Origin of the sequence: Bradyrhizobium sp. CCBAU 51745 (assembly GCF_028128715.1) — a bacterium.
Taxonomy (GTDB): Bacteria; Pseudomonadota; Alphaproteobacteria; order Rhizobiales; family Xanthobacteraceae; genus Bradyrhizobium; species Bradyrhizobium manausense.
The window spans coordinates 86,845-101,175 of record NZ_LBJP01000079.1 but is presented as its reverse complement, the minus strand read 5'-3'; the positions used below and the strand labels follow the sequence as shown (position 1 = coordinate 101,175).

The window sequence follows — 14,331 nt, the reverse complement described above, 5'->3', positions numbered from 1 at the left end:
AGCCATGCGGCTTGTGACAACCGTTACCATGATCTACCTCAGGCGCGAACGCGGTGGTTGCATTGAATTTTCGGCAGACTTACTCCGCAGGAAATCAGGTGCTGTAGCAACTGCAACTAGCGCATTGGCTTGTAACTTTAGGCGGTAGTGATTTTTAGGCTAAATCATGACGGATAGAGACACGGACGATTTTCTCGCCAGTTACCTAAAGGAGCTAGACGAGAACAATGCAGCCGTATTTATCGGCGCCGGCATGTCGAAAGCTGCAGGTTACGTCGACTGGTTGGGGCTCATGTCCCCCGTCGCGAAGGGACTCGGTCTAGATGTCGGCAAGGAGACGGACCTAGTCGCTCTCGCCCAGTATCATCTCAATGCCAACAACAATAATCGGCACAAATTGAGCCAACTGCTGATTGATGAGTTTTCGGACCTTAAGAATCCCACTGAAAATCATTCGCTACTGGCGAGATTGCCGGTTCAAACCTACTGGACGACAAATTACGACCGATTGATAGAGAAGGCGTTGGAGGCCGGCGGCCGGCGCGTGGATTCCAAGTATACGGTCAATCAACTTGCCACTACGCGCCGAGGGCGCGATGCAGTCGTCTACAAGATGCACGGAGACATTGAGCATCCCACAGAAGCCATCTTGAGCAAGGACGACTACGAACGATATTCGTTGACTCACGGTCCTTTCATAACGGCCTTGTCGGGCGACCTCGTGGAAAAGACCTTCCTTTTTCTGGGCTTTAGCTTCACCGATCCCAATCTCGATTTCGTTCTTTCGCGCATCAGAGCACGCTTCGAAAAGCATCAGCGGCAGCATTTCTGCGTGATGAAGAGGCGGACCCGGGGCAAGGGGGAAAGCAAGGCCAGCTTTGAATACGCCGAAACAAAGCAAAAACTTGTCACGCAAGATTTGATGCGATTTAACATCAAGACGATCTTTATTGAAGATTACGACGATGTCACGCGGTTGCTCGCGGATATGGATCGCCGTTTCAGGAGAAGGACAGTCTTTATATCGGGAAGCGCGGCCGACTATGGAGCTTGGGGGCAGTCCGCGACCGAGGAATTCATGTCCAAGCTGGCAGCGGAACTGATTAATAAGAATTTGCGAATCACAAGCGGTTTCGGCCTCGGGATTGGCAGCGCTGTGGTGAAGGGTGCGGTTCAACAAATCTATTCGACGAGCCACCGCAGCATCGACGAGCAATTAGTGCTGCGGCCCTTTCCCATTGGCATAAGCGACGAGGCGGTGCGGGCGCAGACTTACAAGCGCTACCGGGATGAACTAGTTGCCCAAGCTGGGATTGCCATTTTTGTCATGGGCAATAAGTCGGTCGATGGGGAAATCGTAAGCGCGGACGGTGTGCGCCTAGAATTCGAAGCAGCGAAGGCGCGTGGGCTTCATCTGATACCCATCGGCTCCTCGGCTTGGGTGGCGGAAGAGTTGTGGAAGGAAGTCACTGGGAAGATCGAGTCATATTTTCCCAAAGACACATCGAAGATCAGCGCGTTGATGCGCCCGCTCGGGAAAATGGTCAAGAATCCCAACGATTTGATCGCACCGATAATCAAACTGATTGAGCATCTGACGAGAGGTTGAACGATGGTCCGCAAATGTTTTTACAGCTTTCACTATGCGCCGGACAACGCGCGCGCCAGTCAGGTGCGCAATATCGGTGCGATCGAAGGTAACAGGCCTGCGCCGGATAATGACTGGGAGAAGGTTAAGAAAGGCGGTGATGATGCGATCAAGAAATGGATTGCCGAACAGATGAAGGGCAGAACGTGCTGCATCGTCCTAGTCGGTAGCGCCACTGCCAATCGAAAATGGATCAATCACGAGATCGTAAAGGCTTGGGATAACAGATTGGGCGTAGTGGGAATTCATATTCACGGACTGAAGAACTTCGATGGGGAGACCTCGACGCAGGGAAACAATCCATTTGATTACATCGGCTTCGGCAATACTGGGAAGAAGTTGTCGTCTATCGTCAAATGTTACAATCCGATAGGCGCGACGAGCCAAGACAAATACGGTTGGATTTCAAAGCATCTGGCCAATGCCGTCGAAGAGGCGGTCAATATTCGTGGTAAGCATTAGCTTGTAGGAGGCTGCATTGCGAAGACACCTGTTTGATGGCTAATCAGGGTGGGACGGTGCGTTTTCCGGAATAGCTTGCCCGTGCTGCCGGATCGGGCGGCTCTATAACGATGGCCTCTCGGCGGCGCGTTTTATTCGGGACGGCCGGGAGTTATCGGTGCAATCCGGCGCGTCCGTATGACGTGGGATTTGAACATGACTATGTCCGCGCGGACTGGTGGCGCATCTCTGAGTTCAGCAGCTTGACGCCACGATGGTCTGGTGTGATTCCAGGGCCGATGGCTGCGCGGTGCTGAGTTTCTCCTAGCAGGCGCGCCCGGGGAATATGCGAGTATGAAGAAATTCGACATAACCCGGGCGTGGAGTGAGAACCGCCCGATCTCAGGAGAGCGCCGTGAAGAAGGGTGAAGCAGAAGCGGCCATGCCGCATTTACTCGACAAGTGGATGGAGCAGGCGAACGAGCCGCGGCCGCCGGACGGCTTGCATCAGTACAGCTTCAGCACGTTCTGGACTTGGCTGCAAAACAACCACTATTCATACACACAGTTTCGGGCGGTCCCTAATGCTCGTTACGTCATGGAGATGTGGTTCGATAGGTTGACAAAACAGGCGTGGCGCAACTAAGCGGGACAACCGGAAATACTCGACAGGGAGCCGTGCAGTCGGTGCCTAGCAGGCCGTTGAAAAAGGTGCTCGCCGCCGACCAGCGACCGTGATTCATTCGCTCCGACGAAATTCGAAGATGATGCGTGCGCGGCGGCGACAACCGAACGGGTGAGCTGTTCAGCTACGTCGATCTGGAGGCGCGGGTGCGGCGTGACCATCCGCTGCGAGCGATCCGGACGATCGTGAACCAGGCGCTGTCGACGCTGGAGCGCGAGTGTGCCGCACTCTATTCGCCGATTGGGCGGCCGTCGATCCTGCCAAAGAAGCTGCTGCGGACCATGCTGTTGCAGGCTTTTTACTTGATCTGCTCGGAGCGGCTTCTGATGGAGCGACTGGAATACGACCCGCTGTTCCGTTGGTTCGTCGGATCGGCGCTAACGAAGCAGGCTAGGAAGGTTCGGTGTTCTCGAAGAACCGCGACCGGTTGCTGGAAGGCGACATCGCTGCCAGGTTTCTGGCGTCGGTGCTGGCGCAGCCCAAGGCGAAGAAGTTGCTGTCGAGCGATCACTTCTCGGTCGATGGCACGCTGATCGAGGCCTGGGCCTCGATCAAGAGCGTGAAGCTGAAGGATGGCTCTGGCGAGCCGCCGGCGCAAGGCGGCGGGCGCATTGCTGAAGCGGACTTCCATGGTCAGAAACACTCAAACGGCACCCATGCTTCGACCACCGAGCCGGATGCCAGTCTCCACCGCAAAGGGATAAGGAGACGAAGCTGTGCTTCATCGGGCGTTGACTAATGGAGAGCCCCCACGGCCTGCTGGCCGACGCTTGTCTGACGCGGGCCGACGGGCATGCCGAACAGGTGGCCGCGCTGCACATGATCGAACCGCGCGCCGACCGAAGCGCCTCAAAGGTTGGCGGCGAGAGAAGATCAGCCAGGCAAGTGGCGACTCGCATTTTGGCTGGCGCTGCATAGGTGCCGGCCATGTCGAAGAAAACGGCACCGGAGATTATTACCATCGTGGAAAGACGATTATGACCGGAAACCGCGGCCTTCTGCCCGATGGAGTAGTTCCTCAGGAGGGCTTGCTTGAAGTCCTCCGCAAGGATTGCCAGCGGGTCTGAAAGCATGGTGGTTGCCATGGTTTTGATTTCCCCACGCTCGTTATCTTGATTCAGCATACTTTTGTCCTGGATCTATTTGCGGCGCACTTTCCTGAGGTTTGGACGATTTCCTGCATCGCACAGGAATTCCACAGCGGAATTCATTCACCTTTGGCGAGATCTGATCATGCGATACGATCGAGTAGACGCGCACATCGGTTGAGATTGCGAAAAAGAACACCGCCTAACTTCCGAGGTGCTCGGCGAAATGCCCGGGCTTTCTACTACCGCCCTGTCACGACGGCTGAAGAGGCTCCGCTCAGAAGCCATCATCGAAATCGACGTCTCAATCGCCTCGCGGAAAGCGGTGGGAAGACCTATTCAAATGTTCGTGCTGGTCACCCCTGGAGCGGGAGCGCGCCTCCCTTGCGAAATCGATCCTATCGGCCATTGCTACAGGATGCGTTAGGGCGGCGGCAGTCCTCGACACGAGGTCTTGCCGGATCGGCTAGCATGACCAAGCGCTCGCCCACAAAGATTTCGTGTCCGACTTCTGACACCGGACAAAGTTTGTCAGGTTCAAGACACCGGCTGCGTTTGGGGCGCCTTGGAGTTTTCAAAGCGTAGTCAGGCGCTTGAGGCGTGCCGACCGAGATGGCACGCCTGTTGCTATTGGTATGCAGAAGCACGGAGTGAGGGCTGAGCGCACACAGATGCGCAAAACGAGTGATGCTCTGCTTCTCTTGACCCCGTGTGCTCTGTTTCTGAGAGAGACCGGCTAGCGGACAAAGTCGCGCAACGAGTGGCAATAGTTTTGGAGAATAGCATGGTGCTGCGCATGGAGTCCCCAGCTCCTCCCATCAAGGTGGAGAACTGGCTGCGAGGCGAGCCCCTCACGAGCTTCCAGCCCGGGAAGGTGTACATCGTCGAATTTTGGGCAACTTGGTGCGGACCATGTACGGAAGTCATGCCTCATCTAGTAGAGCATCGCGCAGGGCCGGCAGAAACTATCCCGGCGCGTTCGTGCCGGTGTTTTACTGTGTCATAGCAAGCTGCCAGTTTAGCCTTTCCAGCAGCGTTACAATTGCGTCTCGGCAAGCGCGCCACGCCATCCTCCGCGCACCAGCGGGGTAAATCCTCCCATGCGCTTCCAGAAGTCTCCGGTGTTGGGACTACCATCACCCGAACCACACCAGACAAGCCGACCACAACTGCAAACAGACTCTTCAAAAACCTCAGGCTCAAGCTACTGTCCCTAGGTTTACGCGGGCGGCACAAGGATTCATTTCGAAGATGCTCGGCCGGCTCCGGGGTTCACTAAGCGGACTGGCGCGACATCATCTGCAGCAGGAGACCGGAATCGGCGGCCGTCGATTGAAGGGAGCACGTGGGCGGCTCCAGCTCGCCTGCTGACCTCGTTATCTGAAACATGGCTGCTCGACAATTAAGTCCTGTTCCGGCGAAGGCGGACCGGCTTGCGTCCTCGGGACATCGGCTTTGGGGGCATTGCACCCTTGGCCGGCTCAGCGAACAATTCGGACAAGTGAATACCCAATGTTGCGGCGATACGGTCCAGGAGATCAACCGTCGGGTTCTCCTTCTTCTGCTCAATGCGCCCCATATATGAACGGTCGATGCCGGCATCATAGGCCAACTGCTCCTGCGGAATGCCGCGCTCTACGCGGATCCGGCGCACATTCCAAGCCACAAGCGCACGAGCGTTCATGCGCAAAGGCAGCCATTTCGATGATTATCAAACCACTGGTTATAGCCAGACTATTACGATAAGCTCGCACCCAAGCAGTCGTTGCCCTACCCAATTGCTTTGAGCGATCAGGCAAGGGTGAGATGCAGACGCCTGTAGTGCGTGCGTCTTCCCGTTGACCATCGCGAGCGTTCTCGCGTGCCAATAGCATGCCGCTAGCGGCAGAGGGGGAAATCGCGCTCGGCAATACCTGATGCGTTTCCCGGCACGGCGACTGGGTAGGATGAACGTTCAACTCGGGCGCGAAAGGGAAATGAATATTCTCCAGTTGACTGGTTCTGGCCATTGTCTTTCACGTGTGCGAGCGGGCCGATCACCACGGGCCACCATGTCCTCCCGCCGGGAACAGACGGACAACCTAGTTACACGGCAAATCTGCAGCCACTTCGAGTATGGACTGCGATGAGGAAGGGTGCGGGATGGAGCCACTAGGTCATTGTGAGCCGATCTGCGATTGCCGTCTTGGTCCGAAAGGGAGATGGCGTGCGACGATTGGATAGGTACCAAAACGAACTCAGGTTAGTTATCGTGGCTCTGATTTCGATAGAGTTTTCAGCTGCGTAGGAGTTCCAAGCCGTGGCAGCCGAACCGAAGATCGCAGAATTGGCGCCCAGCGTGAACGAGCTCACGTCATATGACAAGGAGCACGCTGTCGCCTACATGCGGCTTCTTGATGCGGACGCTGACAAGGCAGATTGGCGCGAAATCGCGCGCATTGTGCTTGGGCTCGACCCGACCGTTGAACCGGATCGCACGCGACGCACGTTCGAAAGTCATCTGGCTCGGGCCAAGTGGCTTGCGGGCCACGGTTATCGCGATCTGCTACGCGGCGGTTGGCCAAAACAATGAAGAGCGCAGATATCGGAATCGCCGGAATTCCTGAGATCGCAAAAGTTGATCATTCCATCGATTAAGTGCATGCGTGACGCGTGCCCGGTGCGCAAGCGGCCGGAAAGCGCCACAATCATTGGATGCAATTAGCCCCGTTTGAACATTTTACGGGAAAGGTGCGATGTCGGATACTGACTGGAGATCTGAGAAAGCGTACAGCGGCCTCGAGAAAGCAGACGCTGCTGACCTGGCATGGGAGTGGCTGCGCCGGGATCGCGACTACCAGGAGGACTATAAGCGGTTATCTCGCCGCGAACGTTCAAGCGCAGCGGCGGGCCAGTTCCGACGCAAGTGGGGGCTCTCGTTTTCCTGCTGACCCGCAAAAGACCTTCGACAAGCAAGCTGTGTTCTGGGCACCCGAGGTGCTGTCGACCGTGCTGGCTGTGCGGTCGGCCAACTACCTTGCGCCCAAAAGCTACCAGCTCGATTTCGAGAATCTGCCAGGCAGCGAGCTTCGTCGTGCGCCGGATGGATGGCATGCGGTCGTGCCGCTTGGGGGCACGTGCCATCGCCTTTGGCTGTGCGAGCATCCGACGAATGGATCTGCTGTCGTCGTTGATCTGCCGCTCGACGCCAGTTTCGAGCTTCGCTTGGGGGCCGCGCGGCGACTTTGGCTCGCCCTCGAGCATCGGCCGCTCGGAATGCCCCCTCTTGCTTTGCCTGCTTTGAAGCAGCGTCGGCTGATCCTTGCGCTGCGCGCTGTGGATGGATGGCAGCAAGGAAATAGCTATCGCCAAATCGCGCAAGGTCTGTTTGGAAGTCATCGTATCGCCGAGCGCGGCTGGAAGACCGACGATCTGCGCAGCCGAACCATTCGACTTGTTAAGCTCGGGCGGCGACTTATGCGCCTTCGCTGCCGAGCATGGTTCGACAAAGGCATCAGCAGGAATGACAGTTCATGAGCTGAGGCGCGAGAAAAGGCATTGTCGCTGTTCTGTGCAGGAATTCTTCTTCTGGCCTCGCTCGATCGGCTGTAGAATAAGGTATCTGCGTTTCGATCTATCACTCCGTCCTCTGTCGTCGGGCTCACTGCACCAGAGACATTATCTTCGCTGGAAGAATCTGACCGTTTTGTCGGATCACCCCTCAGGTTGAGCGCTCTTGACTTGAATTGAGGCGGCACAAGGAAGTCTGGCAGGCCGATTGAGACATCCGGAAAGCCATTTCAGGCAGGCTGCGCTAGCACCGCTTTCTCGCAAACGCGGGCGACCCACCAGCAAGGAGAACTAGCGATTGGGCATGCTCGCTGCGATGCATCGCATAGGCCTGATACTGCGTGCCACTTTGAGCGCGCCAGCGGGTACGATCTGCAAAGCGCCCCCTCGCACCAGACGTGACGATGATTTCCGGTGCGGCAAAGAAAGGCATTTCCCTGCCATGAGTGACGGCAGAGCGAGATAGTTGTGATCGTACAGCGGGCGCGCTCGTAGGTCGCTTGTGGACAGATTCATGGCTCTCAGCTGCGCAGGATGTCGGGTCGAGACGTGATGTTCAGCATCCGCGTTGCCGAACAACCGATAGCGCGCTGCCTGCAATTAGATGGCGGGCCCACGCACACCAGCTCCTCATTGTAGATTTCCCGACTGTCGGCGGGCTCGATGACGGAAAGATCGCTGGTAATCACAGAATCAAACCATCCGAACATGTCGGCGCCGAAAGCGAGCTCACGACGTCCATGATCACGTCGCCCACTTCAGAAGAGAACGCCTGCAGATTTGGAATCGGAGATGAGGAAGCAAAAGTCGATCGTGACGTTCGGGAGACAATCCGCTTGGTTCCTGCACCCGCACGTCGTCGCATTGAAGGCGACCGTTTCGAGCGGATCAGACACTTCGCTTGCGAATAGCCTCCTGAACTCGGTTAAATCGCTGTGCCGTCCACGCCGCTTGATCAGTTCAGCACCCAGGTCGTCCCGCAGTACCGACAAATAGCGGCTGACCGAGCTTCCTGTTGTTCCCAAAGTGGCGGCCGCGCGTGACGCTGCCTTCGCGTGCGACGGTCACAAAAGGCCGGATGGCAAGGAACTCCAACATCTTGAGTCGCCACTGTGTGCTTCGGCGCCAGAATGAATCCATCACATTTTTCGATGTCCGTAAGCGGATTGCCGCGTATAGGGGGCTGCGCATAAAATCCCAGCGGAGCTGCTAATACTGGTCTGGTACCGCAACGATCTGCGTCAACAACTCGGTGCCGTAACGCGAGGCTATGTCTTCTTGCGGGATGCCGGCTTCGGCTTGCGACCTTTAGGTAAGGTCGCGGGTGGCGGCGCACCCTTGGATGGCCGAACAAACAGCTCGGAGACAGCAACCCCGAGCGTCTCGGCGAGCCGATCGAGAAGATCGATTGTCGGGTTCGCCTGTTGGCGCTCCAGTCCGCTCATATAAGAGCGATCGATACCTGCATCGTATGCCAATTGCTCTTGCGGAATACCGCGCTCGACGCGGATCCGGCGCACATTGTAAGCCACAAGCGCACGAGCTCTCATGCGCGAAGGCAGCCATTTCGCTGGTCATCAAACCACTGGCTATAACCAACATAAAAGCATCACAAAAAATTGGAAGTTGTTCGTCGGACTATTCGCTACGTGTCATCAAATCGCTGTTCGCCGGACGGGACTAGGGCTGAGAGACTTCCATCGTTACCCACCTATGCGCCGCGAAACGCGGCGACGACGTCAGGAAAGAGTTGTTGTAGAAGAGGGGCCGCAGCCCGGACGCGATTGCCGCAATGTGAGGCAATCCGATGCTGATCCTGCTAGCTCGCAATAACGGGTGGTAGCTCGGCGCCCTCGCAGTGAACCCGCTGAAAACGCAGCTACTGGCAAATGCCGAAAGCATTTGTTGTCAACGAAACCTGCTCCCGTTTGCTCTCGTGAGAGGCAAGCCCCACATGGTGCTACCAACTTGTATCGTGAGAGGTACCCCAAGGCACTTTACCTGGCTGGGGGCAAACCTTCAAAGACGACGCGGTCCTTACCGGGCCAGCGACGTCAAAGGTTAGCGGCGCCGTGTCTCGGCGCTCAGTCTCTGGAAAGCGCTGTCTCCGCGATATCGCTAACTTTAGTGCCAGCCTTTCCCATCGGGTTCAACACTGACACGTCGCCCCCTTCTAGAGCGCTGCCAATTTCCAGGCTCAGAACGGGCGCCAATCACCTAGCTGAATTAGTCGGATCGTTTGCTACTTTCTAAGCGGTGCCGCTGCCTTGTGAAGAAGATGGAGATGTGCGGCGTCCTAGATCGCGCCGCAAAATGAAAAAAGCTCATACGCTGCCGCTCACGAGAGAGCTGAAAATATTGGCGGGAAAGACCGGAGGCATGGAAGCGATCGCTTGAAGGACCACCCGCGCCGCAAACCTTAACATCATCGGCCCCCCTCGGCACAAGCCGACCGGGTGTCCATGCCGGAAAGAACATGACAGTGCTGACAGCAGCAATCGCATCTCCGCCACCGGAAGCAGCGCGGGAGCGACCAGGCGTCAGTCGATTGGGACTGGATCGGCGATGTCTGCCGCGCCTGCGCTGCACATTGAGGTTAGCAGGAATGCAAGTCGGCGCTGTCCCATTCTGGTAAGGGGCGGTCTGTCAATGCGTCGCTAACCCTAGTGGGTTTGTACTCAGCTAGCTTTCCACAAGCTGACGAAGCCGGTGCGGCAATTCACGAACGAAAGTAGCTCTTTCGCCGCTTGCTGACGATGCTCACTGACGCCGCTGAACCGTCTCATCAGCGACTACCACCGCAAACCTCAAACCTGGCACAAAGGACCTTCTCTGCAGTATCGGCGCCGCAATCGAAGATTTCTCTGAACGAGATCATGGCGAATGAAACAATCGATCTTCGACGATGAATGTGCGCGCAACACGCTAATCTGCTCCGCTGAAGGCGTCGATCTCGGAAAGTGGGCCGTGCGCAACGGACCGGTATTTGTTGTCATCAGTCTTCGTGACGGCCATACCAGGCTGCGCAACGCGCTGCTGGCCGTTCCGGACCAGTGTCAGGCGCGGGCAGGCTTTTCGTACCTTGGCTAATCGCGTGTACATCCGGTCCGGTGGTGGGCTACTTAGGTTGAGGCATGCACGTCGTTGACGCGCTCCCCTCCGCGGTGAATTGTCGCGCAGCATCAATGCGTGCTCACGATAGGCCCGTCACGAAGAGCGAGACTGATCACGGAGCACGAATGAAGCTCAGGATGTCGACCACCTGCGATCCATGCGTCGAAGCCGACATAGCGTGGCTCTGGGCTCGCATCGTCAGAGCCCGAGCCGTTTTCGAGGGCAGCCAACGCCATGTTGACATGCATCACGCGCTCGTGCCGTTTCATTGGCGCAGTATGGGGCCTGCCAGCCGTCGCGCGTCAACGCGTATTGTCGGGCAAGTCGTCGCTACCAGATCTGGCAGTTGCGAAACGGTACTCGCATCGTAAGGTTACGGACAGGTCGGATGCACATAAACGTGTTCTCATGAAGCGTCTCCAGCTTCGAAACGCGCAAAAAAATGCTATTGCAAACATGAATCCAGCTCCCAATCTGTTGTCTTTTGCCGATGCACGCGCGCGACAGCTGGCCGTCACCGACCGAAAATTTACCAAATGGAGAGTACTGGAAGGCGTCCATGTTTTCAGATAAGACGTGGCATGAAGCCGATAGCGCGGGCGGCTGCAGCAATGAAGCGAGCGCGCGCACTGTCCGATCTCGACCGGTGCTGCGCCATCTGGTGGCTCTATCGCCTCCATTTCGGAATCACCAGCAGCGTGATGCTGGGCCTTACCGCGGTCAAGCTGTCCAGCTCCCGCTGAAGCAATAAGGCGTCGTGACAGCGACCGCCTTCCATACGACCGGAGCGCAGCCCCTTCGAGGCCACCACAGGTCGCGGGTTTGGCTGGCGAGAAAAAGTGTTCGCTCAACGCAATGGTTTCAAGTCTCCCCCAGCCCACAAAGGCGAAACTCATCCGGCCCCGATGACCTGTCGAGGGGCTGGACAAACGGTTCCGGCAAAGTCAGCGGGCAGACCGCAACGCGTGCTCGCCGTTCCAGTATCAGCAGCCTGAAATTCATTGCGCGGATGATGCTCCCATGGAGCTCGGCCAGCAGTGTTAAACGATGGGGAGGCCAGCTGAAAGCGGCGAGCGCCAAAATCGGACCGCTTGGGTGGTAAAGCCTGGCAACCGGGACAAGAACGCTGACGCTCGCACTGCACTGGAGATGTTGGCGACGAATGAAAAAGGTATATGCCGCACCCGACGCGAAGCGATGGAAACGCAAGTCAAGCAGCTCATAACGCGTCGTGAACCCGGTGACACCTTTGTCCTGCATCCCGGTCAGCTCGCGCTGACCACGACACCGAAATATGTTGGCCCACCTGCCGACGTTCACGCGGACGTTCTGACACGCAGCAGCTACACTAGATCGGGAATCCACCTGAACACGATGATCCAACCCGGGTATCGGAGGCTGCTTCCCAATCGAGCGGTTTAACGAGAGCAACAAGCCTGTTGAGCCGATCGTCAGTAGCTGTGCTTTTCAGGCGCGGCTGTTCAAGGTCCCTTTCAAATCAGATTATCTCACGGTCTCTGGAAATATTTTGGCAAGGTGCGACCCATGCATCACCTGCCGCGGACGATCCAGATCTTGAGCGGCTAGTCCGTATCCGGAAAAGCACGCTCCTTAGGAGGTCGGACTGCGATCACGCTCCGAAGGGCCTGTGCTCGGCGAAGGCGCTGAGGCAGGCCTCGGCCCCGGCAGCTACCAGTCCTACTAGCTCAAGAATCCGCATCGGGCGACTGCTTAGTCCCGACATTTGCTGCAGCGGATTGAGTTTGAATCGTTCTGGCTGTGAAGTCCAGCATTCGCAGACATACTCGTTAGGCGTGAGACGTTCAGGGTCTTGAGCCGCCGAGCGAAGTTATGGCGTTGATTAAGGCAGCAAGGTGTGCTTCGAGCTCATCGTGCCGGTCATGATGATCGCGTTGGCAGGCGCTTCCTTGATCGTGCGGTTCACGCAATCGACCTGGCCATTGGCCCAGGGATGCTTGATCTTGGTCAGCCGATGGAGACTGAACCCGCCGCTGAACATTGGCGTCGACTTCAACAATGGACCGGCATAGTGACGGCAATCTCGGAACGTTTGCGGCCTGACAGTTCGGTCGTCGAATGTTTGGGGCTGATGAGCATTAGCTTCAACGACCAATGGCGCGGTCAGGCGCTCGGCCAGATCGAGCGCGATCCCACCGTGATGATTCAGCGCTCGCAATTTGCCCCGGCTGGGAGGACATTGTCGAAACGGTATTGGAGACCAATCAAAGACGGCCGATCAAGGCCGGTCAGGTTCGCCGCCACTGATCGGAATCGATCCGCCATCCGCGCCGGCTCACCGAGCTCTGAGGGTCTGCTCTTGTGCTTAGCAATGCCCCGCCCCGGGCCCGGCGGGCGAGGCTTGCGGTTCGACTCAGTCGTCGTTCCGACGGTTAGGACGAGACCAGATCAAGCTGAAGCCCTCGCCCTCTTCATCGGCGAAGAGATTCGCGAAGATCGGTGCGGTGAAGCTCGGGTCGCCGAGCTTGAGGCCGAGATAGTCGCGGCCTCGTTGGAGCGCTCGGACCAGGCGGTCCCGATCTCAACTCGGCCGACATAGATCCGGTGGCTCGGGGCGTTGTCGCCCGAGGGGCTGGTTTCGGAGACGATGCGGACGTTCCTCGCCTGCAGCGAGAGGGTGACAATTTCGCCGTTGAAATCGTTGGTGCCGGTGTTGTTGAAGGTGTCGATGATCGCCATGGTCGTCCTCCATGATCTGAAGTTTTCCGGGCCCGCACCTTGCGGCCTCGATGGTGATCGATAGGCCGGAGGCGATAGACGGCGCGCCCCGACGAAGCGTCAGCGGAGGTTGGTAGCCAGGCGACTTCCTTGTTGGCGAGGAATCACGGCACAGCCGGCGGGGGATAAAGCCGATCGGCGCCGTTGTGCCATAGGCGGTGGAGGCGTCAACCGTCCTTCGGTCAGATCAATCCATCGCAGAGGTCGTTTGGTGCGCTCGGTCCGAACAGAGCTGACATCAAGGAGAAAGTGGCGATCTGCGAGTCCACTGAAAGAGCTAGCGTAACGAAATCCAATGGTGATGAGCTCTCATTATTGCAGGTAGACGGATCTCCGCTTCCGCGATCGCAGGTCGGCTGGACGCGCCGTTGACGAGAGCGGCTGGCCGTATCTGTGATCCGTCGCCATTTGATCGATGCCGCACAAGGACTACCACGAAACTGCCACTCCTGCGATGATCGGTCGAGCCTCGACGCTTGGGCCGCTCTGGGTGTAGCTGAAAGACAAGAATCGCGAGCACTGAAGTTCGCCTACACAGAGTTGCACGAGAAAGCCACCAGGCGCGTCGCCGCCGACGTCTTGCAGAATCTCATCAAGGTCGTGCTTATTAGGTTCACACCGTCCTCACGGACAATGGCACTCACTTCACCGATCCGGCCGACGACAGTTGGATAGCGGCTAACATCAAGGAGAAGATCGAGCGGAAGGAGCTCTTCTGGGCGCTCGCTTTTGTCGTGGCCTGCGCCCATAACGATATCGAATATCGCCTCACCAAGCCCAAACATCTCTGGACCGACGATCAGGTCGAGCGCATGAACCCAACCATCAAGGATCGCCACGGTCAAGCGTTTCTACTACGAGGCTCACGCCGTGCTCCGCAGCCAACTCTCGGACTTCGATAACGCCTACAACTTCGCCAAGCGACTCAGAGCTCTCAAAGGCCTCACGCCGTTCGAGTGCATCTGCGGTGCCTAAACAAAAGAGCCAGAACTCTTCACCCTCAATCCGCTCCAGGAGATGCCGGGACTAAACATCTAGGGGGCAGGGAT

The 14,331-nt window shown here is 57.3% G+C and carries 12 protein-coding genes and 5 pseudogenes; 11 read left to right on the top strand and 6 right to left on the bottom strand.

Annotation, left to right across the window (positions count from 1 at the left end; all coding sequences use genetic code 11):
• The first annotated feature begins 166 nt into the window (after nucleotides 1-166).
• The 5 genes and pseudogenes from XH98_RS21435 to XH98_RS21410 all read left to right on the top strand — a co-directional run.
• On the top strand, nucleotides 167-1,609 hold the full coding sequence (locus XH98_RS21435; protein WP_271619822.1) for an SIR2 family protein: 1,443 nt from the start codon (nucleotides 167-169) through the stop codon (nucleotides 1,607-1,609).
• A gap of 3 nt (nucleotides 1,610-1,612) precedes the next feature.
• Nucleotides 1,613-2,110 carry a TIR domain-containing protein gene (locus XH98_RS21430; protein WP_271619821.1) on the top strand — a complete coding sequence of 166 codons (498 nt, stop codon included), beginning with the start codon at nucleotides 1,613-1,615 and terminating at the stop codon, nucleotides 2,108-2,110.
• A gap of 394 nt (nucleotides 2,111-2,504) precedes the next feature.
• Nucleotides 2,505-2,735, top strand: coding sequence for a hypothetical protein (locus XH98_RS21425; RefSeq protein ID WP_271619820.1), 231 nt, complete (start codon nucleotides 2,505-2,507; stop codon nucleotides 2,733-2,735).
• A 125-nt stretch (nucleotides 2,736-2,860) separates the two neighbouring features.
• A pseudogene (locus XH98_RS21420) lies at nucleotides 2,861-3,617 on the top strand (transposase); the annotation flags it as partial.
• A 1,029-nt stretch (nucleotides 3,618-4,646) separates the two neighbouring features.
• Nucleotides 4,647-4,805 (top strand): annotated as a pseudogene (locus XH98_RS21410) (TlpA family protein disulfide reductase); the annotation flags it as partial.
• A gap of 459 nt (nucleotides 4,806-5,264) precedes the next feature.
• On the opposite strand, the gene XH98_RS21405 reads toward XH98_RS21410, so the two are convergent.
• Nucleotides 5,265-5,546 carry a helix-turn-helix domain-containing protein gene (locus tag XH98_RS21405; RefSeq protein ID WP_271598512.1) on the bottom strand — a complete coding sequence of 94 codons (282 nt, stop codon included), beginning with the start codon at nucleotides 5,544-5,546 and terminating at the stop codon, nucleotides 5,265-5,267.
• A gap of 615 nt (nucleotides 5,547-6,161) precedes the next feature.
• Between XH98_RS21405 and XH98_RS21400 the strand changes: the two genes are divergently transcribed.
• The 3 genes from XH98_RS21400 (at nucleotide 6,162) to XH98_RS21390 (ending at nucleotide 7,378) form a co-directional block, all read left to right on the top strand.
• Nucleotides 6,162-6,434, top strand: a complete 273-nt coding sequence (locus XH98_RS21400) for a DNA -binding domain-containing protein (RefSeq protein WP_271598511.1) — start codon at nucleotides 6,162-6,164, stop codon at nucleotides 6,432-6,434.
• A gap of 163 nt (nucleotides 6,435-6,597) precedes the next feature.
• Complete coding sequence (locus XH98_RS21395; RefSeq protein WP_271598510.1) at nucleotides 6,598-6,792, top strand: transcriptional regulator domain-containing protein; 195 nt, start codon at nucleotides 6,598-6,600, stop codon at nucleotides 6,790-6,792.
• Between the two features lie 46 nt (nucleotides 6,793-6,838).
• Nucleotides 6,839-7,378, top strand: a complete 540-nt coding sequence (locus XH98_RS21390) for a DUF2285 domain-containing protein (protein ID WP_271619819.1) — start codon at nucleotides 6,839-6,841, stop codon at nucleotides 7,376-7,378.
• A 791-nt stretch (nucleotides 7,379-8,169) separates the two neighbouring features.
• On the opposite strand, the gene XH98_RS21385 is transcribed toward XH98_RS21390, so the two are convergent.
• Nucleotides 8,170-8,403 (bottom strand): hypothetical protein, encoded by a 234-nt coding sequence (locus XH98_RS21385; RefSeq protein ID WP_271619838.1) that lies wholly within the window; start codon nucleotides 8,401-8,403, stop codon nucleotides 8,170-8,172.
• Between the two features lie 276 nt (nucleotides 8,404-8,679).
• Nucleotides 8,680-8,961 carry a helix-turn-helix domain-containing protein gene (locus XH98_RS21380; RefSeq protein ID WP_271619818.1) on the bottom strand — a complete coding sequence of 94 codons (282 nt, stop codon included), beginning with the start codon at nucleotides 8,959-8,961 and terminating at the stop codon, nucleotides 8,680-8,682.
• A 1,333-nt stretch (nucleotides 8,962-10,294) separates the two neighbouring features.
• On the opposite strand from XH98_RS21380, the gene XH98_RS21375 reads away from it, so the two are divergent.
• Nucleotides 10,295-10,501: a hypothetical protein gene (locus XH98_RS21375; RefSeq protein ID WP_271619817.1), complete on the top strand. Its 207-nt coding sequence runs from the start codon at nucleotides 10,295-10,297 to the stop codon at nucleotides 10,499-10,501.
• Between the two features lie 885 nt (nucleotides 10,502-11,386).
• On the opposite strand, the gene XH98_RS21370 is transcribed toward XH98_RS21375, so the two are convergent.
• Nucleotides 11,387-11,785, bottom strand: coding sequence for a hypothetical protein (locus XH98_RS21370; RefSeq protein ID WP_271619816.1), 399 nt, complete (start codon nucleotides 11,783-11,785; stop codon nucleotides 11,387-11,389).
• On the opposite strand from XH98_RS21370, the gene XH98_RS41220 reads away from it, so the two are divergent.
• On the top strand, nucleotides 11,675-11,947 hold the full coding sequence (locus XH98_RS41220; RefSeq protein ID WP_442868621.1) for a dCTP deaminase domain-containing protein: 273 nt from the start codon (nucleotides 11,675-11,677) through the stop codon (nucleotides 11,945-11,947). The two genes, XH98_RS21370 and XH98_RS41220, sit on opposite strands and share 111 nt — an antisense overlap.
• Nucleotides 11,948-12,251: 304 nt before the next feature.
• On the opposite strand, the pseudogene XH98_RS21365 reads toward XH98_RS41220, so the two are convergent.
• A pseudogene (locus XH98_RS21365) lies at nucleotides 12,252-12,521 on the bottom strand (IS481 family transposase); the annotation flags it as partial.
• Between the two features lie 396 nt (nucleotides 12,522-12,917).
• Nucleotides 12,918-13,243, bottom strand: a pseudogene (locus tag XH98_RS21360) (DUF736 domain-containing protein).
• Between the two features lie 552 nt (nucleotides 13,244-13,795).
• On the opposite strand from XH98_RS21360, the pseudogene XH98_RS41215 reads away from it, so the two are divergent.
• Nucleotides 13,796-13,941: pseudogene (locus XH98_RS41215) on the top strand (IS481 family transposase); the annotation flags it as partial.
• Nucleotides 13,942-14,331 lie beyond the last annotated feature (390 nt).